This window comes from Hyphomicrobium sp. LHD-15, from assembly GCF_031157355.1.
GTDB lineage: Bacteria > Pseudomonadota > Alphaproteobacteria > Rhizobiales > Hyphomicrobiaceae > Hyphomicrobium_C.
Map to the genome: position 1 here is coordinate 954,981 of NZ_JAVIFT010000001.1, position 18,825 is coordinate 973,805.

The following is an 18,825-nucleotide window of genomic DNA, read 5'->3' on the forward strand; positions in this document are numbered from 1 at the left end:
GCTCGAGGAAACCTCACCACCCCCCAAGGAGGTCCAAATGGACATTCACGAGTATCAAGCCAAGGAGCTTCTCGCGAAGTTCAACGTGCCCGTCCCGCGCGGCGGGCTCGCCTACAGCCCCGAGCAAGCCGTTTACCGCTCGACCGAGATCGGTGGATCTCGGTGGGTGGTGAAGGCCCAGATCCACTCGGGCGCTCGCGGCAAGGCCGGCGGCATCAAGGTGTGCAATACGGACAACGAGATCGAGGCCGCCGCTGAAGGCTTGCTCGGCAAAAAGCTGGTCACCATCCAGACCGGCCCTGCCGGCAAGCTCGTTTCTCGTCTCTACATCGAGGAAGCCACCGACATCGACAAGGAGATCTACCTCTCCTTCGTGATGGACCGCGCGGCGGAGAAGATCGTCGTCGTGTCGTCGGCTGCCGGCGGCATGGACATCGAGGAAATCTCGCACAGCCAGCCCGACACCATCATCAAGGTGGCGGTCGACCCGGCGGTCGGCATGCAGGGCTTCCAGGCCCGCGAGGTCGCCTTCGGTCTCGGCGCTGATCCCGAGATCATCAGCAAGCTCGAGCGCGTCATCCTCGGTTGCTACCGAGCATTCCGCGATCTCGACGCTTCGATGCTCGAGATCAACCCCCTGGTGATCACCAAGCAGAAGTCCGTCGTCGCGCTCGACGCGAAGATGAGCTTCGACGAGAACGCGCTGTTCCGCCGTCCGCAGATCGCGGAACTGCGCGACAAGAGCCAGGAAGACCCGCGCGAGACCTACGCTAACGACCGCGGCCTCTCCTACGTCGGCCTCGACGGCGACATCGGCTGCATCGTGAACGGCGCGGGCCTCGCGATGGCCACGCTCGACATGATCAAGCTTGCGGGCGGCGAGCCTGCAAACTTCCTCGACATCGGCGGTGGCGCCTCTCCGGAGCGCGTGACGAAGTCGTTCAAGGCCGTGCTTCGCGACAAGAACGTGAAGGCGATCCTCGTCAACGTGTTCGCCGGCATCAATCGCTGCGACTGGGTGGCGAAGGGTGTCGTCGACGCGATCCGCGAGCTCGAGATCAAGGTGCCGATCGTCGTCCGTCTCGCAGGGACGAACGTCGAGGAAGGCCGCAAGATCATCGATCAGAGCGGTCTCACCATGATCAGCGCGGAGACGCTTGCAGATGCCGCAAACAAGGCTGTCTCGGCAGCCAAGCAAGCCGCGTAGGGAGAAACGAGAATGGCCATCTTCATCAACGAAAATACGCCGATCCTCGTACAGGGCTTTACCGGCCGCATCGGCACGTTCCACGCCCAGGAAATGATCGACTACGGCACCAACGTGGTCGGCGGCGTCACCCCCGGCAAGGGCGGCTCGACGCATCTCGGCCGGCCCGTCTTCAACACCATGAAGGGCGCAGTCGACGAGACCAAGGCGGAAGCCTCGATCGTGTTCGTGCCGCCGCCGTTCGCGGCGGACGCGATCATGGAAGCGGCGGATGCGGGCATCAAATACTGCGTCTGCATCACCGACGGCATCCCGACGCAGGACATGATCCGCGTGAAGCGGTACATGCGCCGCTACAAGAAAGAGAACCGCATGGTTCTCACCGGGCCGAACTGCGCCGGCACGATCTCTCCCGGCAAGGCCATGCTCGGCATCATGCCCGGCCACATCTACATGCCGGGCCGCATCGGCATCGTCGGGCGCTCGGGTACGCTCGGCTACGAGGCCGCCTCGCAGCTCAAGTCGCTCGGTATCGGCGTCTCGACCTCGGTCGGCATCGGCGGCGATCCGATCAACGGCTCGTCGTTCAAGGACGTGCTCGAGCACTTCGCGGAAGATCCGGACACGGATGCCGTGATGATGATCGGCGAAATCGGCGGTCCGCAGGAAGCTGAAGCCGGCGAATACATCCGCGACCACTTCAAGAAGCCGGTCGTTGCCTACATCGCAGGCCTTTCGGCTCCGAAGGGACGGCGCATGGGTCATGCCGGCGCGATCGTCTCGTCGTTCGGTGAATCGGCCTCGGAGAAGGTCGACATCCTGAAGGGCTGCGGTGTCATCATCGCTCCGACCCCATCGGAAATGGGCGCAACCGTTCAGAAGGCTCTCGCCGCCCGCAAGGCAGCGTAAGCTTTCTTCCGGGCTTACTTTCGGACCAGCGCTTTTCCGTTCCCGTCGACAGGGGGAAAAGCGAAAATCCGGAAGCACCCCAGGTCAAGCTGGCTCTGCGCCCGATGGCAGATCTGGCTTCGACGACCCGGCGGTCGAATAGACCGCCGGGCCCCTCTTTGCGCCTTGGGACTCTCAAAATTGTGGGCCCCGTTCGTTCGGGGCGGTTGAGGAGATGACGATGTCCAACAAGCCGGCTTCCGGCAGTGCCAACCTGGATGAAATGGCCCTTCGCGCCGAACTCAGGGCGCTTCGTTCGCAAATTCCCGATCAGCCGACGCTCAACCCGGTCCTCAACGTCGCGTTCAATCTCTCCAGGCGGCTGGAATCGGGCGAGATCAGCTTTGAAGCGGTGAAGGAGCTTTCCACCCGGCTGATGGACAGCGCGTGCATCCATCGCGCACTCGTGCTCAAGGAGCAGATCGGCGTCGAAAGCGAAGCTGCGACGCGCGCCGAATTTTCCGCTTTCGTTCAGCAGTACGTGTCCGGCCGCGACGACAAGGCATTCCAGTCCTTCAAGGAGCGCTTCTCGCGCGCGCGGAACGGCATCGTGTTCACCGCGCATCCGACCTTCGGGCTTTCGGAAGCGCTTTCGGACCGCATGGCCGAAATCGCGGTGTCCGGCACGGCTGAGGGCCAGAAGATCGGCCTGCCGCATCGCCCGGATCCCGATCTCAGCCTCGAGTACGAGCACGGCCGCGTCCAGAGCGCGATCAAGAACCTGCGCGACGCCTATTCGGATCTCATGACCGATTTCTTCGAGGCCGCCCACAAGGCCTTTGGCGACCGCGCGTTCAAGCTCGATCCGCAGCTCGCCACGTTCGCGTCGTGGGTCGGCTACGACCTCGACGGGCGTACTGACATCAAGTGGACGTTCTCGTTCGTCGTGCGCCTCAAGGAGAAAATGGCGGCGCTGGCCGACATCCGCGAGCGTTACCTGGCGCTGCGGCCGCAGCTCGGCGAGGGCGCCGAGATAACGCGCCTTTCGCGTCAGGTCACCGGCAAGCTCGACCTCGCGATCTCGGCCGTGGCGGCCCAGATCAAGGCACTGCTATCGGTCGGCAAGGATGGCGTCACGCTCGCCCAGGCGGCGAACCTCATCACGCAGGGCGACGGCTACAATCTGACCAGCACCAGCTCGATTCTGACGCTGATCGATCAGATCGTGGAAGCCGCCGAAGGGACCAAGAGCAAGGCCTCTATTGCCGCACTCGCTGCCCTGCTCAGGGCTACGGGCCTCGGCATGTCGCACATCCACGTGCGCGTTAACGCCGTCCAGATCAACAACGCGTTCCGCGCGTTCGTCCATGAAAGCTGGACACGCGACCTCACCGAGCGGCAGGCGCAGGCGCGCATTGTCGAAATGATCAACACGGTGAAGCCGGAAGAGGTGAACTTCGAGACGCTGGATCTCGAGAACGCCACCGCGATCCGCCAGTTCGCGATGGTCGCGCAGATCGCCAAGCACATCGATGCCGACACGCCGATCCGCTACCTGATCGCGGAGTGCGAAAGCCCGGCGACGATCCTCATTGCCGTCTACTTCGCCAAGCTGTTCGGTGTTTCCGAGATCGTCGACATCTCGCCGCTGTTCGAGACGCCGGCTGCCCTCGAAACGGGCCCGCGTCTCGTCGAGCGTCTGCTCAGCACGGATGCCTACAGAGACTACGTCTCGAAGCGCGGCCGGCTCGCGGTTCAGACCGGCTACTCGGATGCGGGACGCTTCATCGGCCAGATCGCAGCAGGCCTCGCACACGAGCGCCTGCATCACGGGCTTGCCGAAGTGGTGCGGAAGTCGAAGGTTTCGGGCGTTGAGACCCTCATCTTCTCGACGCACGGCGAGAGCATGGGGCGTGGCGCTCATCCCGGATCGCTCCGGCGCAGGCTGCGCTACGTGTTTCCGGGTGAATCCCGCTGGCGCTTCTTCCAGTCCGGGCTTCCGGTGAAGCACGAGACCAGCTTCCAGGGCGGCGACGGCTACCTTTACTTCGCAAACCGGGAATTCGCCCAGCGCGCGCTCGCGACCATCATCATGAGCGGAAAAGATCCGGGCGAAGGCGAAGATCCCTTCTATACCGACAAGACGCTGGCGCTCGATTTCCAGATCCGCCTTCGCGACTATCAGCAGGAGCTGTTTGCCCATCCGGGATATCGCGCGCTGCTTGGCTCGTTCGGTGCGAACCTGCTGTTCAAGACCGGCTCGCGTCCGGTCAAGCGCCAGGGCGACCACCATTCGGACCGCGGCGACCCGGCACGCATGCGCGCCATTCCGAACAATGCGATCCTGCAGCAGTTCGGTTACGTCGCAAACGTCGTTTCGGGTCTCGGCTCGGCGGTCAGCAACGATCGCGAGCGCTTCGTCGAACTCGCGAAGAAGTCGAAGCGGCTCGGCCCGCTCGTCGAAATGATCGCGCGTGCCAAGCAGCTTTCGAGCCTCAACGCCGTCGGCGCGAACGCGATGATCTTCGATCCGGGCTTCTGGGCGCAGCGAGCGTCGTGGGCGCGCGAGCCGCATCTCGAAGGTGCCTTCAAGTTCCTGGCCGAGCGTCTGCTCGACGACGACCGGGCGCAAAAGATCATCGGGCTTGCCCACTATCTGCGTCTCGATGCCATCGAGCTGCACGGCATTCTCGAGGAGCTGGGGCTGGAAGGCGGCAAGATCCCCGACGATCACCGTCTCGAACTTGATCTCCTGCAGGCGATCCGTGGCGCGCTGATCATGCGCATCTTCATCCTGACGGCGCAGCTTCCGCGCTTCACGCCGACGAACGAAGTGACCCATGATCAGATCGTCGGGCAGGCGCTTTCGCTCGACATCCCGGAAGTGATCAAGGTCGTGCGACTGGCATTCCCGCGTCGCACCGGACATGCTCACGACGATGCCGCCTTCACCGAGAAGGCAACCTACCTTCCGAAGGGCATCGACGACTACGGCCGTATCGAGACCGAGATTCTCGAACCGATGGAGAAGGCCTACGAACTCGTTCGCGAGATCGGAACCGGCATCTCTCATCACTGGGGCGCGTTCGGTTGATCTCGTTGTCTCATCCTCCCCATCGCTTCGGCGATGGGGAGAGGTTTTCTCGCTCCGCTATCCCTCGTTAGGTCCCGCCACCCTGGTCATTGCCGTTCGGCTCTCCTACGTTGAAGCAAACGTAGAAAAGAGAAAGGGAACGCCATGGCTTACGTCGACGGATTTCTGCTCGTCGTGCCGACCGACAAAATCGAGGACTATCGCAAGATCTCGAAGAAGGCCGGCAAAGTCTGGCGCGATCACGGCGCGCTCGAATATCGCGAATGCGTCGGCGAACATCTCGACATGCCGTTCGGCCGGCCTTTTCCGAAGCTCCTCAAACTCAAGCCCAACGAGACCGCCGTCTTCTCGTGGATCGTCTACAAATCGCGAGCGCAGCGCGACAAAATCAATGCGGCGGTGATGAAGGATCCTCGATTGGCGAACATGGATCCGAAGACCATGCCGTTCGACATGAAGAAGATGTCGATGGGCGGCTTTACGGTACTCGTGGACGTCTGACGCCGATCAGCGGAGATCCCGGTCCGCGTCGGCCAGCTCGCGCGCACGTTCCTTGTCCCAGGCGCGGATAACCTTGCGAGTCAGGCGGAAGACGCGCCGGGCGCGGCGGCGATCCTCACGCGAGAGACAGACACAGCAGCAACAGAAAAAGGGCTTGCGCGCGATTTTCAGCATCATCTCGCGGTGTTTCCAGGCTTCGTCCTGCGGGATGATGTCGTCGCTCATGTTCAGCCTTTCTCAGTCATCGGCTCGCACACCGAGAGCCTCGGCGCCGAGGGCGAATACCTCGCCCTCGCTTTGCTCCGTATCGAGCCAAAGCAACGGCAGATCGGGGTATTCGGTTTCAAGGGTCTCGCGTCCCATGCCGATTTCAACAACGAGAACGCCCCCCGGCGTCAGATAATCGGCGGCATCCCTCAGTATTCGGCGCACCAGATCCATGCCGTCCTCGCCGCCCAGATGAGCCAGCTCCGGCTCGGCCTGGTATTCGGGCGGAAAGGCCGCCACGGCTTCGCTCGTCACGTACGGCGGGTTCGAAATAATGAGGTCGTATTTGCGGGTTCCGAGCCCGGCCAGAAGATCGGATTTGTGCAGCGTGACGCGGTCGGCGAGCGCATAATCACCGACGTTGCGCGCCGCCACATCCAGGGCGTCCGGCGAGATATCGACGGCATCGACCGACGCATTCGGAAAAGCGAGCGCCGCCAGGATCGCGAGGCAGCCGGAGCCGGTGCAGAGGTCCAAGACTTGCTCCACCACTTCCGCGTCAGGGATAACAGCCGAAAGGCCATCGTCCAGCAGCTCGCCGATATAGGAGCGCGGCACGATCACACGCTCGTCGACGTAGAATTTGCGGCCGCGAATCCAGGCTGCGTTAACCAGATAAGGCGCGGGCTTGCGCGTGGTAACGCGGGCTTCGATGAGCCCTGCGATCTCGCTGCGTTCGTCGCGGGTCAGGCGTGCCTCGAGCCACGGCTCGAGCTGGTCGACTGGAAGATGCAGCGCAGACAGGATCAGGAAGGCGGCCTCGTCGAGCGGTGCATCCGTTCCGTGGCCGAACACCAGATCAGCGGCTGTGAACCTGGTCGTCGCGTAACGGAGCCAATCCCGTACGGTTAAGAGATCGTCGATTGCGGAGATATGGGGCAGATGGCTCATGGCTAGACGGTCGCTCTCGCAGGCTCTTTCTCGTGGGCTCGCTGTCCGTAGCCGATGGGCCGGGCCGTGCCAACAGGCTCGATCGGCAGTTGCGGACGCAATCTCATCTCAGAGGGGGCGCTTGGACGAGCCCACTCGTCTCGCTACCCGCTTCCGGTGACGTCCTCGCGAAGGCGCGAAACGGGCTCGTTTCCGCGAAACGCTTTCACTTCACTCCCGTTCAAATTCCGCACCTGCGAGATGATCGTCGCATCGCGTCATCGTGTCCATATCCTTGCGAGCCGCTTGGCGAACTGCGCGCAAAAAGCCAATATCGGAGCTTGCTTCGGCCCGCATAAAAAGCGGGCCGCATTTACACAGAAACGTCCAATTCGGAGGGACCCCCGTGACGGTGAAATCAGATATCGAGATCGCGCGCGAAGCCAAGATGAAGCCGATCACCGAGGTGGCGGCGAAGCTTGGTATCCCCGCCGACGCGATCATCCCCTACGGCTCGACGAAGGCGAAGCTGTCTTTCGATTTCATCAATGCCCTCAACACGCGTCCGGACGGCAAGCTGATCCTCGTCACGGCGATCAGCCCGACGCCCGCCGGTGAAGGCAAGACCACCACCACGGTCGGCCTCTCGGACGGTCTCAACCGCATCGGCAAGAAGGCGATGTGCGCGCTGCGCGAACCGTCGCTCGGTCCGTGCTTCGGCGTGAAGGGCGGCGCAGCCGGCGGCGGCTATGCGCAGGTCGTGCCGATGGAGGACATCAACCTCCACTTCACCGGCGACTTCCACGCCATCACCAGCGCGCACAACCTGCTCTCGGCGCTGATCGACAATCACATCTATTGGGGCAACGCCGTCGGTCTCGACAGCCGCCGCGTCGAATGGCGCCGCGTGCTCGATATGAACGACCGCGCGCTGCGCTCGATCGTCAATTCGCTGGGCGGCGTCTCGAACGGCTTCCCGCGCGAGGACGGCTTCGACATCACCGTCGCCTCGGAAGTCATGGCGATCCTGTGCCTCGCGAGCGACCTCAAGGATCTCGAAACGCGCCTCGGCAACATCATCATCGGCTACACGCGCGACAAGAAGCCGGTGCGTGCGCGCGACGTGAAGGGCGATGGCGCGATGACCGTTCTGCTCAAGGACGCGTTGATGCCGAACATGGTGCAAACGCTCGAGAACAACCCCGTGTTTATCCATGGCGGTCCGTTCGCGAACATCGCCCATGGCTGCAACTCGGTGCTGGCAACCAAGAGCGCGCTCAAGATTGCCGACTATGTGGTGACGGAAGCGGGCTTCGGCGCGGATCTCGGCGCCGAGAAGTTCTTCGACATCAAGTGCCGCAAGGCGGGCCTCAATCCCTCGGCGGCCGTGATCGTCGCGACAGTGCGCGCGCTCAAGATGCATGGCGGCGTGGCGAAGGACGACCTCAAGAACGAGAACGTTGCGGCTGTGGCGAAGGGTTGCGAAAACCTCAAGCGCCACATCGAGAACGTCGGCAAGTTCGGCGTTCCGGCCGTGGTCGCCGTCAACCGCTTCATCACCGACACGGACGCCGAGATCCAGGAGGTCATGAAGGCGGCGGAGAGCATGGGCACGCGCGCGTTCATGTGCACGCATTGGGCCGATGGCGGCAAGGGCACCGAAGCGCTCGCGCGTCATGTCGTGGAAATCGCTGACTCGGGCAAGGCGCAGTTCAAGCCGCTCTACCCGGACGACATGCCGCTGCGCGAAAAGGTCAAGACGATCGCGACCGAGATCTATCGCGCCGCCGACATCTCGTGCGACTCCTCCGTCGAGACGCGCTTCAAGGAGCTCGAGGCGATGGGCTTCGGGCACCTGCCGGTCTGCATGGCCAAGACGCAGTACTCGTTCTCGACCGATCCGACGAAGCGCGGTGCGCCGTCCGGCCACATCGTGCCGGTGCGCGAGCTTCGCCTTTCCGCTGGCGCCGAGTTCGTTGTCGTCATCACCGGCGAGATCATGACGATGCCGGGCCTGCCGAAGGTGCCGTCGGCGGATTCAATCCGTCTCAACGCACAGGGCCAGATCGAGGGTCTGTTCTAAATCGCCCCCAAGCCTGAACGATCGAGGGCGCCGAACCGTACAGACCGGTTCGGCGCCCTCTCTATTTTTAACGGCCAGATTTTTGTGACGGCCAAACGTGCGCGCCGATCAGCCTGCGCCGTTCGCCGGACGCTGCGTCGTCTCGTCGGGCGCTCTCTCGGCCGCGCGGCGCTCGGCACGCGCAATCCGCTTGGCGCGCAGAGCATGCTCCTCGCGCGGCTTCTTGATGAACACCATGAAGGCGTGCGCCGCGATACCCGTGCCCCAGCCCAGCACGACCCACTGGATCCAGAGGCTGTCACCGCTCACGAGATTGACGATCGCCAAACCCGCAATGACGGCCAGAAAAATCACGAAGTGCGTGTAGAAGCCGTTGATCGACTTGTCACGCTCACTCTCCATGAGGTGCTCAAAGAGGTCATCCATGCGAGCCTCCTTTGTTTTGGCTCTTTAGCTTTTGTCGTTCAAATTCGCGACCGCGCACTCGTCGGGCGAATGACGCCGTCGCAATCTATGCGGGCACTTTACACGCATCGCGCCCGGCTGACATGCTTCCTACGGAACACATTGCAGTTATTCAGCGTGTTAAACTGCAAGGTCGAGCGGCGCTGTCGCAGGGCGCATGCTCTCGTAGCCTTGCGCAACCATACGACCCTCAGCGGCGTCCGCAACCATCACAACGCGGGTCGTCGGATTAAGGATCGGCGGCTGAAGCCAGGAAAAATCGGGAACAACGTCCGGGATGATGCGGTGCATCATCGATGCGCGCTCCGCGCTTTGGGCGCCGCGCGAACGGCCACGCCAGCCGGGGGCTTCCCAATGATTCGCCGCAACATTTGGTCCCACGTGAACACGCGCATCGGTCTCGGTGCGCTCGATGACGACTGTTTCGCTCGCCCTGATGCCCGCGAGAGAAAAAATGGCGGGCGTCGAAATCGGCTCGCGCGTTAACCGTTCGCGGGCCTCCGTGAAATCGGCCGCGCTTTCGAAGACGGAGCGCAGAAGATGCGCAGGCGTCGGGTGCGGCATGGTCCAGACGCGCCGTCTGCTGACGGCCCAATCGAGAACGTAGAAGCCCACCGCCTTACGCATCGGCGCCTGGTTGAGGGCGGCCGAGAAGCGGCCGGGCGCCATGCCGGTCAAAACACCGGTGTAGCCGGGCCAAGTGAGCGTCACGAAGCGGCCCTTGGGGCCGGTGACGCGCGCGGCAATCACGTGGCGGCCGAGCCCCGGCGTGCGCCAATCGAGCACGCGCACGAGGCGTGCGCTCTTGCGACTCGGCCCCGGCGCGACACGGCAGGTGCAGGCCCATTCGTAGTTGACCGACAGAAAGTACGCACCCGGACGGGCGAGCCGAGCCGCGATCGCATCGATCTCGGCCAGATGCGCATTTTCCCACTTGGCGAGCCAGCGCCGTGAAACCTTATCGAGCTGACGCAGCGCAGCCGATGGCAATGGTCCGGTCGCGAGATCCAGCAGCGCATGCGCGCGCGCTTCATGCGCGACGAGCGTCTCCATCGCGAACGTCGGACCGGTATCGAGCACGGGGATGGGTGCAAGCGTGTCGTGAGAAAGCGCGGAGCCAAGCATGGCGCAGCGGCCTCCGGCCGCGAGGTGCTAGGTTGCAGGCAAGCGCTAGACGTAGGGCGGAAACGTGCGGCGTCAAGCGGATAGACATGAAGGCCGCGAACATCGCCGTAAAGAATGCGTGCTCAATCCCGCGGCATTAGAAGCCAGAGAATGAGATACGTCAGTATTCCGGGAAAGCCGATCGAAGCGACCGTCGCCACGATGTAGAGCAGGCGGACAATCGTTACGTCCCAGCCGAGCCAACGCGCCAAGCCCCCGCAAACGCCCGCGATCATGGCGCCTTCGCGTACGCGCCGTAGCGGCGGGGAGCTTTTGTATAAAGTGGGATCTGCCATTGCGCCAATCCGTGGTTTCCAACGAACGGTGTCGAAATGCTCACGGCACACAATATGTTCCATCGCTCGAGCATGATTGCTTTTCTTTGAACCGCAATCACGCTCTAGGTTTTTGATGAGACCGATGATTCACGCTTCAGGCTGGTAGGGCCTGAAGCGATCATGGTCACCTTAGTGAGACCGATGATTCACGCTTCAGGCTGGTAGGGCCTGAAGCGATCATGGTCTGCTCAGGAAGAAGTCCCACGCGAGCGAACAAATATCGTTCTCTATGCCGATTTTTTGATCGCTCATTCCGGCTTTGCCGCACGCATCCCATGCAGTAAACCTTCGCGTCGCATTGACGTCGTGACGCGACGTTGGTGATCTGAAATCGACTTGCCTGACGCTTCGATCACGCATCGGATGGTACCGAAATGAGCATTTCTCCGAATGGCGAAGAGGCCCCATTTTTCGACAGCGTGCTCTCGCGCATGAACGGCTTTCTCTATCGCTGCCGTGCCGACAAGGAGTTCACGATGCTCGAGCTGACATCCGGCTTCGAGCGTTGCTTCGGAATTCCTTCGGCGCAGATCCTGGGGAACAGTCAGCGCTCGTTCGCCTCCCTCATTCATCCCGACGACTCGGCTGCGGTGGACGAGGCCGTCGTTCGTGGGCTCCAGCAACGAAAGAACTGGAACATCAACTATCGGCTCCTGCACGCAGCCGGCCACTTCGTTTGGGTGCACGAGGACGGCGGCGGCGTGTGGAACGAAAGCGACGCCGTCATCTACCTCGAAGGCGCGGTGTTCGACATGAACCAGCTCTATTCGAGCCTTCAGAACCAATTCGCCGGCTGAGGCAGAGCGAACGGGGCGCCGTCTTCCGACGCTTCGGCCTCGCGGCCGTTCCTGCTTGTGTTGCATGAGCGCTCCGACCCGTTGCGTCGCACGCCGAGCCGGCTGGCATCCTCCCCAACAGATTGACTTTGAAGGGGATCTCGATCATAAGAGCGCCAGCGCGGCAGGCTTTTTAGCTTGCGGCGTAAAGAGCGCTGCCCGAGGCTCAGGTTGCAGTTTTGGCAACCCATTGAAAGTCCGCGATAATTTCGCGGCGCCACAGGGCGCGGACGAGACCCAGAGCGCTAAAGCGCGGAAAGAGGCCAAAACATGTACGCTGTCATCAAGACGGGCGGCAAGCAGTATCGCGTCGCCAAAGACGACGTCCTGACTGTCGAAAAGCTTGTCGTCGAATCCGGCAAGAGCATTGAATTCACCGAAGTGCTGCTGGTCGGCAGCGGCGCGGACGTCAAGGTCGGCAAGGCGTTGCCGTCGGGCGCAAAGGTCACCGCGGAGCTCGTCGAACAGACGCGCGGCCCGAAGCTGATCGCCTTCAAGAAGCGCCGCCGCAAGAACTCGCGCCGCAAGCGCGGACACCGCCAGGATCTGACCAAGATCCGCATCACGGGCATCACCGGCTAAAGCATTCGAGACCTAGAGAGCGCGTCAATCGCCGCTCCGATCAGAAGGACACTCCCCCATGGCACAAAAGAAAGCTGGCGGTTCAACCAAGAACGGCCGCGACTCGCATTCGAAGCGTCTTGGCATCAAGCGCTTCGGCGGTGAGCATGTCATTCCCGGCAACATCCTTTGCCGTCAGCGCGGAACCCAGTGGCATCCCGGCACTGGCGTTGGCATCGGCACCGACCACACCATCTTCGCCGTCGAGGAGGGCAAGGTCGAGTTCAAGACCAAGAGCAACGGACGTATCTTTATTTCCGTGCGCCCCGAGAAGCTGACCGCTGCCGAGTAACGGCGCGGCGCTCAATCGATCAGCAAAGGGGGGATGGGCGCCATCCCCCCTTTTTCATTCAAACTGTCTCGTCATGCTTAAAGCCGCAAATCTTCAGATCCCCATGTCGAAGCCGATCAAGACCCGGCGGCTCGTGCTGCGAGAGATCCAGTATGATGACGCGCCGGAATTTGCGCGTCTCGCCGGAGACTGGGATGTGGCGCGCATGACGGCGCGGATTCCCTATCCCTATTCGGAAGCGCTCGCGCGCGAATGGATGGATACGCTCGGCCCCGACGAATTCGTGCGGACGGTCTTGCATCAGGATACGCTGATCGGCGCGGTCGGATACGTTGCGAACGACGACGGCTCGGCGGAGATCGGATACTGGATCGGCAAACCCTGGTGGGGCGCCGGCTTCGCAACGGAAGCAGCATCCGCGCTCGTGCGCTATTGTTTCACCACCGGCGGCTTTAAGCGGCTGACGTGCTGCCACTTCGAGGACAACGACGCTTCGAAGCGCGTCATTCAGAAGCTCGGCTTTCGGCAAAGCGAAGCCTGCTCGGCTTGGTGCGATGCCCGGCAGGGAGAGTTTCCGACGCTGTCCTACGAACTTAATCGGCCTCTTTCGGCCGTGTTCTGGAGACGCACGGCATGAAGTTCCTCGACCTCGCGAAGATCTACATCAAGGCCGGAGACGGAGGCACCGGGTGCGTCGGCTTCCGGCGTGAGAAGTTCATCGAGTTCGGCGGGCCGGATGGCGGTGATGGCGGCAATGGCGGCGACGTGGTCATCGTCTGCGTCGAAAACCTCAACACCCTCATCGACTACCGCTATCAGCAGCACTTCAAGGCCGAGCGCGGCATCAACGGCGCCGGAAAGAACCGCGCTGGCGCCAACGGGCGCGACGCGATCGTAAAGGTGCCGCCCGGCACCGTCGTGCTGGCCGAGGACCAGGAAACCGTGCTCGTGGAAATGACCGAGATCGGTCAGCGCTTCGTCGTGGCGCACGGCGGCAACGGCGGGTTCGGCAACGCGCATTTCAAGAGCGCGACCAACCAGGCCCCGCGCCACGCCAACCCGGGCTTACCGGGAGACGAACTCACGATCTGGCTGCGCCTCAAGCTCATCGCCGACGCCGGTCTCGTCGGACTGCCCAATGCCGGTAAATCGACGTTTCTCGCAGCCGTCTCGGCCGCGAAGCCAAAGATCGCCGACTACCCGTTTACGACGTTGCATCCCAACCTCGGTGTCGTGCGAGCGGGCGAGCGAGACTTCGTGCTTGCCGACATTCCGGGGCTCATCGAGGGCGCGCATGAAGGCGCCGGGCTCGGAACGCGCTTTCTCGGGCATGTGGAGCGCACGCAGGTTCTGCTGCATCTCGTGGATGCGACGCAGGAAGACGTGGCCGAGGCCTATCGCACGGTGCGGCGCGAGCTGAAGGCCTATGGCGGCGAGCTCGCCAAGAAGAAAGAGATCGTCGCGCTTTCGAAATGCGATGCGCTCGACGACGAGACGATTGCGCTGCGCACGGCTGAGTTGCAGAAGGCAGCCCGCAAGAAGCCGCTCGTCCTCTCCGCCGTTTCCGGCAGCGGGCTCAAGGACGTGTTGTACGCGCTCGCGCGGGAGATCAACCGCGCCCAGGCCGCCGACCCCGAGACCGCAACGGCCGAAGCGAAACCCTGGCGCCCCTAAGTATTCGGGCTTCAGGTTTCGGGATCCGAATTTTTCCATCGAAAGCATAACGATGCCGAATTTCATCGGTATCAGGAGGCGTTTCAGGCCTCTCCGCGGCCTATTTTTCGAAGGCTCAAACGCCCACATGTCGGCGGCACGGGACATCGCCCTGCATTTTTCGGAACAAGTGGAGAGAATTCGATAACCGATGCCAGGTAACCTATTGAAGTCGAACTCATCATGATCCACAGATTAACCGTTGTAGCGGGCACCTGAGCTGCCCCGAACACGGTTTTCAAAAGCCTTTAGGGGGTAGCGGTGCTTTATTCGTCGTCCAATCGCACAGGGGCGAAAGTTATGTTTTCGCGTTTCGCGTGTGCCATGCTTGCAGTGGCCCTTTTCACTGATTTAGCTGTGGTTTCGGCCCAGGCGCAGGCTCCCAGCCGCAGTACCTACGAAAAGAACTCCTACCGATCGTCCGAGAAATCGCGGCAGAAGCCGCGCCCGGTCGAGCAGGCCAAGCCGCTGCAGGCCGATGGCCCGCTGCTGATGCTGGTCTCGCTCAATCAGCAGCGCATGTATGTCTATGATTCCAATGGTTTCGTGGTGCAGACGCGGGTTTCGTCGGGCCGGACCGGCCACGAAACGCCGGTCGGCATCTACAGCATCATCGAGAAGAAGGTCGACCACACGTCGAACATCTACCTCGACGCGAAGATGCCCCATATGCAGCGCCTGACGATGACCGGCATCGCGCTGCACGGCGGCGTCATTCCCGGCTATCCGGCTTCCGGCGGCTGCGTGCGGCTCCCGTTCGAGTTCGCCCGCCGCTTCTTCGGCATGACCGACATCAGCCAGCGCGTCGTCATTGCGCCGGACGTGCAGTCTCCGATCGAGTTCACGCACCCGTTGCTGTTCTCGGCGCTGCCGTCAGTTGCCGAGGACATGCTGCCCGGCAAGCGTGCAGAAACGACCGGCGACAAAGCCATCAAGATCGGCGTCGATGTTGCCGAGTCGCTGCTCGGCGTCAGCTCGGCGCATGCGGCCACCGAGCCGCAAGGCCGGACGCTCGAAGGCGCGGCCGAAGCGCGCCGTGCCGAGCGCCAGCGTCTCGTGGATGCCATCGGAGCGGCCAGCGACCGTCGGACGGCTGCGTCCGAAAGCGACAAGGCCGCCATCAAGGGTCTGGCGGACGCACGTAACGCTGCCAAGGCAGCACGCGGCGAGGCCGGCAAGCTTTCGCGCGCGGCAGAAAAAGCAGCCTACGCTCAGAAGTCGCAGGAGCGCGCGCTGAAATCGATCCAGACACGGATTGAGAAATCGTCGTCGAAGATGCGCGCCGACAAGCTCGCGGAGCTTCAGGCTCAGGAAGCCGCAACCAAAGAGAAGATCGCGCCGTTGACGGCAGATGCCGCCAGCGCCGCAGACGCCGCCAAAGCTGCGGGCGAAGCGGCCAAGGCCGCCGAAGCCGCACTCGACGAGGCGCAAGCCAAGGTGAAGGCCGCAAAAGCTGAGATCAAGGACGCGGCTTCGGCCGAGGCCGCCGCAAAGACTGCCGTCGCCAAGTTCGACCGCGTGGAAAGCAACCGCGAACTGCCGGTGTCGATGTTCATCAGCTCGAAGACCGGCATGATCCATATCCGCCAGGGCTTCGAGAAGGTGCTCGATCTCCAGGCCGAGATCGTGAACCCGGACGTTCCGCTCGATACGTTCGTGTTCACGGCTGTCGCCTGGAAGGACGACACCAAGACCGATCTCAAGTGGACCGCGACCGAGGTGAGCGAGCATTCGTCCGGCATTCTCGGCTACGGCAATGGCAGCGAGCGCAAGAAGGGCGCACCCGAGGAAGTCAAGCTTCCGTCACAGACGGACGCCCAGCGTGCGGCGCAGACGCTCGACCGCATCAAGATCCCGAAGGAAGCTTCCGACTGGATCTCCGAGGTCATGAAGCCGGGATCGACGCTGATCGTTTCTAGCTATGACATGGCGCGCAGCGAAACCCGCTATGCCGGTACCGACTTCGTCGTGCAGATGCCGGAAGTCGTTGCGAAGATCTCCAAGCCCACGCCGCGCCCGAAGACGGAGCTGGTGGAAGACGAGGGCGGCGGCGGATGCTTCTTCTTCTGCTCGTCGTACTCCTCCAACTCTCCGGCTAAGAAGCGCCGGGTCGGCGGCGGCAAGTCCAACGTCTGGTAAGACGCTTCCGCCCCTTGATGCAGGAAACAAAAAAGACCCCGGCCACAACTGGCCGGGGTCTTTTCATTTGAGCCTGAGCCGCACGCGCCGAAGGCGGGTCTCAGATGTCCTGGTCTTTGGCGGTGACCTGCAGCGATCCGAGCACCGTTCCGCTCCAGCGCTCCACCTGCTCAGGCAGGAACTTGAAGCTCTGCAGCTTGTAGACCAGCCCATCCTTCATCACGGTGTGCTCTTCCCCGGGGATCGCCATAGCGGGAAGATACGGGGCGCAGGACATCTTGGCGGCCTGCTTGTTGACGGCGTTCGCCGCCATGATCTCGTTCTCGCCACGCGCCTTGAAATTCAGAAATGCGATCTGGTCGGCCTTGCCATCACAGAAATAACCGCGAACCTTTTCGGCCTGCTGGGAGGCGGCAAACGCGCCGTGAGTCAGGACTGCCGCGCCGAGCGCAGCAAGAAGTGCCGTCTTTTTCAGGGAAAAAGCACCGGAGACGTAGCCTTCAGGCATTTGGACCTCCAAGGGTTCGAGACGGATCACGGCGCGCTGGCCGTGTGCCCTTCCTCGACGTGTCCGTCCCTTTTCAAGGCCGTTTGTTCTTATTTTTCCCGATAGGCTAAGTGAAACTTTGCAACGTCACAAGGGAGTTTTTGCATACACATCGGAACGACGTGTGAGCAATGATTGCAACCATATTGCATTGCAACATACTATGCGGCAGCGCAGCACGCGATGTGACACGACGCTCCGGTCAGGCGATCCGGTCGGGACGGCGTAACCCACCGAACAGCACGCCAAGCACCAAGCCAGCGACGAAGCCGCCGACATGGGCCATGTAGGCCACGCCACCCTGGTCGTTGTGTGCGGTATCTGTGATCGAGCCGACACCGCTCACGAGCTGGAGGACAATCCAAAAGCCCAGCACGATGAAAGCCGGCATCGCCACGACCTGACGACCGAGCAGCACGTTGACGCGCGCTTTCGGAAACATCAGGAGGTAGGCCCCGAGTACGCCTGCGATGGCGCCGGACGCGCCGACGTTCGGAATGGCGGATGCTGGGTTGACCGCATACTGCGCGAAAGTGGCCGCGAGACCGGCCGCAAGATAGAACAGCAGATAGCGAACCGAGCCGAAGCGGTCCTCGACGTTGTCGCCGAAAATCCAGAGATAAAGCATGTTGCCGCCGAGGTGCAGCCAGCCGCCGTGCATGAACATGGCGGAGAACAGCGTTGGCGCATCGCCAGCCGGATGCTCCGAGAAGCGCGCCGGAATGAATGCCCAATTCTGGATGAACTCGTTACCGGCTTGCAGCTCGAGGAAGAATACCGCCACATTGATGGCGATCAGCACATAGGTGACCACGGGCGTCGAACGCCGCGCAGTGTTGTCGTCACCGATCGGGAACATTCGTGCCCCTCGATAAAGATCCGCGTCTCACAAGCGATACGCGGCACGTCTCAGCCTTGTGGCTAATACGATACTCATCTCGATGTTCAGTCGATCACGATTCACCAGACGAAATAAGGGATGGTTGCTTTTTCGGCGCGAACCTGAGGCGGATAGAGCACATCGTCTCCCACGGCACGGCCGCCAGCAGACAGAAGGCGAAAATCGAGCTAGGCGTCCGCGCGCGATCTCTCTGCCGCATCGGCCACGCCTTGGCGCATGGCTTCCATCATCGTTCCGATGTGTCCGGCATCCACGTATGTCACCTCGGCGGCGGGAAGAATGCGATGCACGGCCGCGACCAGTCCTTCCCGTCGCGGCTTCGGCAGAAACTCGTCCTTGAGGCCGACGACGAAGCGGCTTCCCGACCCGAGATTGGCGAGATTGTCGATGGTGTGCCAGCCGTCGAGCGCTTGGGTGAAATCCTGCAAGCGATAGCCCTTCTTCTCGGCTCGCTCCCGGATCGACCGCGCAGCCGGGCTTTCCCAAAGCGTGAGATCGCCGCGATCGGCCGAGGCGATCGAGCACAGGCGTGCGCCGAGCCGGTTCGCCAACATCGTCGCGGCCGCGTTTCCGATGCTTAGGCCGACAACAAGGATTTGATTTCCCTTGAGATGCAGGCGCGCAATCAGATCCGTCGCATCGTTCACTACGGCTTCTAGCGCACGGATGCAGAGTTCGGGCTCGGAACTCACGATCGCGCGCGGCATCTCATAGCAAGCGAGGAACTTTCGCGGAACGAGGCGCGTCGCCTGTGCGAGCCGATAGGGCATCTGCCAGGGAAGACAAACTATTGTGGTTGCGTGCTGATCGCCGTCGATACGCGCGAACTCTGTGCTCGTGTCGTCGCCGACCGATCTCTCCCGCAACAGACCTTGACCCAAACTGTAGAGCATGGGCTC

Annotated in this window: 19 protein-coding genes; 11 read left to right on the forward strand and 8 right to left on the reverse strand. The window is 62.3% G+C overall.

All coding sequences use genetic code 11. The features are described 5' to 3' along the window. Positions 1-37: 37 nt before the first annotated feature. The 4 genes from RCO24_RS04355 (at position 38) to RCO24_RS04370 (ending at position 5,690) form a co-directional block, all read left to right on the forward strand. The gene (locus RCO24_RS04355) at positions 38-1,207 is read left to right on the forward strand and encodes a malate--CoA ligase subunit beta (RefSeq protein WP_308960175.1); all 1,170 of its coding nucleotides are present in this window, start codon (positions 38-40) and stop codon (positions 1,205-1,207) included. A gap of 12 nt (positions 1,208-1,219) precedes the next feature. Then, positions 1,220-2,116, forward strand: a complete 897-nt coding sequence (gene sucD / locus RCO24_RS04360) for a succinate--CoA ligase subunit alpha (protein WP_308960176.1) — start codon at positions 1,220-1,222, stop codon at positions 2,114-2,116. A 220-nt stretch (positions 2,117-2,336) separates the two neighbouring features. After that, entirely contained in the window at positions 2,337-5,189 is a 2,853-nt protein-coding gene (locus RCO24_RS04365) for a phosphoenolpyruvate carboxylase (protein ID WP_308960177.1), read from the forward strand. Positions 5,190-5,333: 144 nt separating this feature from the next. Beyond that, positions 5,334-5,690, forward strand: coding sequence for a DUF1428 domain-containing protein (locus RCO24_RS04370; RefSeq protein ID WP_308960178.1), 357 nt, complete (start codon positions 5,334-5,336; stop codon positions 5,688-5,690). 6 nt (positions 5,691-5,696) lie between these two features. On the opposite strand, the gene RCO24_RS04375 is transcribed toward RCO24_RS04370, so the two are convergent. Both RCO24_RS04375 and prmB read right to left on the reverse strand, forming a co-directional pair. Then, on the reverse strand, positions 5,697-5,915 hold the full coding sequence (locus RCO24_RS04375) for a hypothetical protein (RefSeq protein WP_308960179.1): 219 nt from the start codon (positions 5,913-5,915) through the stop codon (positions 5,697-5,699). A 12-nt stretch (positions 5,916-5,927) separates the two neighbouring features. Beyond that, positions 5,928-6,848: a 50S ribosomal protein L3 N(5)-glutamine methyltransferase gene (prmB, locus tag RCO24_RS04380; RefSeq protein ID WP_308960180.1), complete on the reverse strand. Its 921-nt coding sequence runs from the start codon at positions 6,846-6,848 to the stop codon at positions 5,928-5,930. A gap of 427 nt (positions 6,849-7,275) precedes the next feature. Here prmB and RCO24_RS04385 point away from each other — a divergent pair, with 427 nt between their 5' ends. Next, entirely contained in the window at positions 7,276-8,910 is a 1,635-nt protein-coding gene (locus RCO24_RS04385; protein ID WP_374990927.1) for a formate--tetrahydrofolate ligase, read from the forward strand. A 108-nt stretch (positions 8,911-9,018) separates the two neighbouring features. Here RCO24_RS04385 and RCO24_RS04390 read toward each other — a convergent pair whose 3' ends face one another. The 3 genes from RCO24_RS04390 to RCO24_RS04400 form a co-directional block, all read right to left on the reverse strand. Beyond that, positions 9,019-9,336, reverse strand: a complete 318-nt coding sequence (locus tag RCO24_RS04390; protein ID WP_308960182.1) for a 2TM domain-containing protein — start codon at positions 9,334-9,336, stop codon at positions 9,019-9,021. 159 nt (positions 9,337-9,495) lie between these two features. Next, the gene (locus RCO24_RS04395; RefSeq protein ID WP_308960183.1) at positions 9,496-10,500 is read right to left on the reverse strand and encodes a hypothetical protein; all 1,005 of its coding nucleotides are present in this window, start codon (positions 10,498-10,500) and stop codon (positions 9,496-9,498) included. A 122-nt stretch (positions 10,501-10,622) separates the two neighbouring features. Next, positions 10,623-10,835 carry a PspC domain-containing protein gene (locus tag RCO24_RS04400; RefSeq protein WP_308960184.1) on the reverse strand — a complete coding sequence of 71 codons (213 nt, stop codon included), beginning with the start codon at positions 10,833-10,835 and terminating at the stop codon, positions 10,623-10,625. A gap of 416 nt (positions 10,836-11,251) precedes the next feature. Here RCO24_RS04400 and RCO24_RS04405 point away from each other — a divergent pair, with 416 nt between their 5' ends. From RCO24_RS04405 to RCO24_RS04430, 6 genes are all read left to right on the forward strand, one after another. Then, entirely contained in the window at positions 11,252-11,674 is a 423-nt protein-coding gene (locus RCO24_RS04405) for a PAS domain-containing protein (RefSeq protein ID WP_308960185.1), read from the forward strand. 309 nt (positions 11,675-11,983) lie between these two features. Next, positions 11,984-12,295 (forward strand): 50S ribosomal protein L21, encoded by a 312-nt coding sequence (rplU, locus tag RCO24_RS04410; RefSeq protein WP_308960186.1) that lies wholly within the window; start codon positions 11,984-11,986, stop codon positions 12,293-12,295. 58 nt (positions 12,296-12,353) lie between these two features. Next, positions 12,354-12,626, forward strand: a complete 273-nt coding sequence (gene rpmA, locus RCO24_RS04415; RefSeq protein WP_308960187.1) for a 50S ribosomal protein L27 — start codon at positions 12,354-12,356, stop codon at positions 12,624-12,626. A 103-nt stretch (positions 12,627-12,729) separates the two neighbouring features. Next, complete coding sequence (locus RCO24_RS04420; RefSeq protein ID WP_308960188.1) at positions 12,730-13,263, forward strand: GNAT family N-acetyltransferase; 534 nt, start codon at positions 12,730-12,732, stop codon at positions 13,261-13,263. Then, the gene (gene obgE / locus RCO24_RS04425) at positions 13,260-14,300 is read left to right on the forward strand and encodes a GTPase ObgE (protein WP_308960189.1); all 1,041 of its coding nucleotides are present in this window, start codon (positions 13,260-13,262) and stop codon (positions 14,298-14,300) included. The genes RCO24_RS04420 and obgE overlap by 4 nt, the downstream gene beginning before the upstream one ends. Before the next feature lie 363 nt (positions 14,301-14,663). Next, a complete protein-coding gene (locus tag RCO24_RS04430) occupies positions 14,664-16,478 on the forward strand; it encodes a L,D-transpeptidase family protein (protein WP_308960896.1) in 1,815 nt (604 codons plus the stop codon). A gap of 100 nt (positions 16,479-16,578) precedes the next feature. Here RCO24_RS04430 and RCO24_RS04435 read toward each other — a convergent pair whose 3' ends face one another. The 3 genes from RCO24_RS04435 to RCO24_RS04445 all read right to left on the reverse strand — a co-directional run bounded on the left by RCO24_RS04435 (position 16,579) and on the right by RCO24_RS04445 (position 18,792). Beyond that, on the reverse strand, positions 16,579-16,986 hold the full coding sequence (locus RCO24_RS04435; protein ID WP_308960190.1) for a hypothetical protein: 408 nt from the start codon (positions 16,984-16,986) through the stop codon (positions 16,579-16,581). Positions 16,987-17,227: 241 nt separating this feature from the next. Continuing rightward, positions 17,228-17,884: a rhomboid family intramembrane serine protease gene (locus tag RCO24_RS04440; RefSeq protein WP_308960191.1), complete on the reverse strand. Its 657-nt coding sequence runs from the start codon at positions 17,882-17,884 to the stop codon at positions 17,228-17,230. A 209-nt stretch (positions 17,885-18,093) separates the two neighbouring features. Next, positions 18,094-18,792: a hypothetical protein gene (locus tag RCO24_RS04445; protein ID WP_308960192.1), complete on the reverse strand. Its 699-nt coding sequence runs from the start codon at positions 18,790-18,792 to the stop codon at positions 18,094-18,096. Positions 18,793-18,825 lie beyond the last annotated feature (33 nt).

Bases quoted from the DNA above. Each gene is read 5' to 3' on its own strand.
- RCO24_RS04385 (WP_374990927.1), top strand. From the start codon at position 7,276: ATGAAGCCGATCACCGAGGTGGCGGCGAAGCTTGGTATCCCCGCCGAC.
- rpmA (WP_308960187.1), top strand. From the start codon at position 12,354: ATGGCACAAAAGAAAGCTGGCGGTTCAACCAAGAACGGCCGCGACTCG.
- RCO24_RS04405 (WP_308960185.1), top strand. From the start codon at position 11,252: ATGAGCATTTCTCCGAATGGCGAAGAGGCCCCATTTTTCGACAGCGTG.
- obgE (WP_308960189.1), top strand. From the start codon at position 13,260: ATGAAGTTCCTCGACCTCGCGAAGATCTACATCAAGGCCGGAGACGGA.
- RCO24_RS04375 (WP_308960179.1), bottom strand. From the start codon at position 5,915: ATGAGCGACGACATCATCCCGCAGGACGAAGCCTGGAAACACCGCGAG.
- RCO24_RS04430 (WP_308960896.1), top strand. From the start codon at position 14,664: ATGCTTGCAGTGGCCCTTTTCACTGATTTAGCTGTGGTTTCGGCCCAG.
- RCO24_RS04400 (WP_308960184.1), bottom strand. From the start codon at position 10,835: ATGGCAGATCCCACTTTATACAAAAGCTCCCCGCCGCTACGGCGCGTA.
- RCO24_RS04440 (WP_308960191.1), bottom strand. From the start codon at position 17,884: ATGTTCCCGATCGGTGACGACAACACTGCGCGGCGTTCGACGCCCGTG.
- RCO24_RS04365 (WP_308960177.1), top strand. From the start codon at position 2,337: ATGTCCAACAAGCCGGCTTCCGGCAGTGCCAACCTGGATGAAATGGCC.
- sucD (WP_308960176.1), top strand. From the start codon at position 1,220: ATGGCCATCTTCATCAACGAAAATACGCCGATCCTCGTACAGGGCTTT.
- rplU (WP_308960186.1), top strand. From the start codon at position 11,984: ATGTACGCTGTCATCAAGACGGGCGGCAAGCAGTATCGCGTCGCCAAA.
- prmB (WP_308960180.1), bottom strand. From the start codon at position 6,848: ATGAGCCATCTGCCCCATATCTCCGCAATCGACGATCTCTTAACCGTA.
- RCO24_RS04355 (WP_308960175.1), top strand. From the start codon at position 38: ATGGACATTCACGAGTATCAAGCCAAGGAGCTTCTCGCGAAGTTCAAC.
- RCO24_RS04370 (WP_308960178.1), top strand. From the start codon at position 5,334: ATGGCTTACGTCGACGGATTTCTGCTCGTCGTGCCGACCGACAAAATC.
- RCO24_RS04395 (WP_308960183.1), bottom strand. From the start codon at position 10,500: ATGCTTGGCTCCGCGCTTTCTCACGACACGCTTGCACCCATCCCCGTG.
- RCO24_RS04435 (WP_308960190.1), bottom strand. From the start codon at position 16,986: ATGCCTGAAGGCTACGTCTCCGGTGCTTTTTCCCTGAAAAAGACGGCA.
- RCO24_RS04390 (WP_308960182.1), bottom strand. From the start codon at position 9,336: ATGGATGACCTCTTTGAGCACCTCATGGAGAGTGAGCGTGACAAGTCG.
- RCO24_RS04420 (WP_308960188.1), top strand. From the start codon at position 12,730: ATGTCGAAGCCGATCAAGACCCGGCGGCTCGTGCTGCGAGAGATCCAG.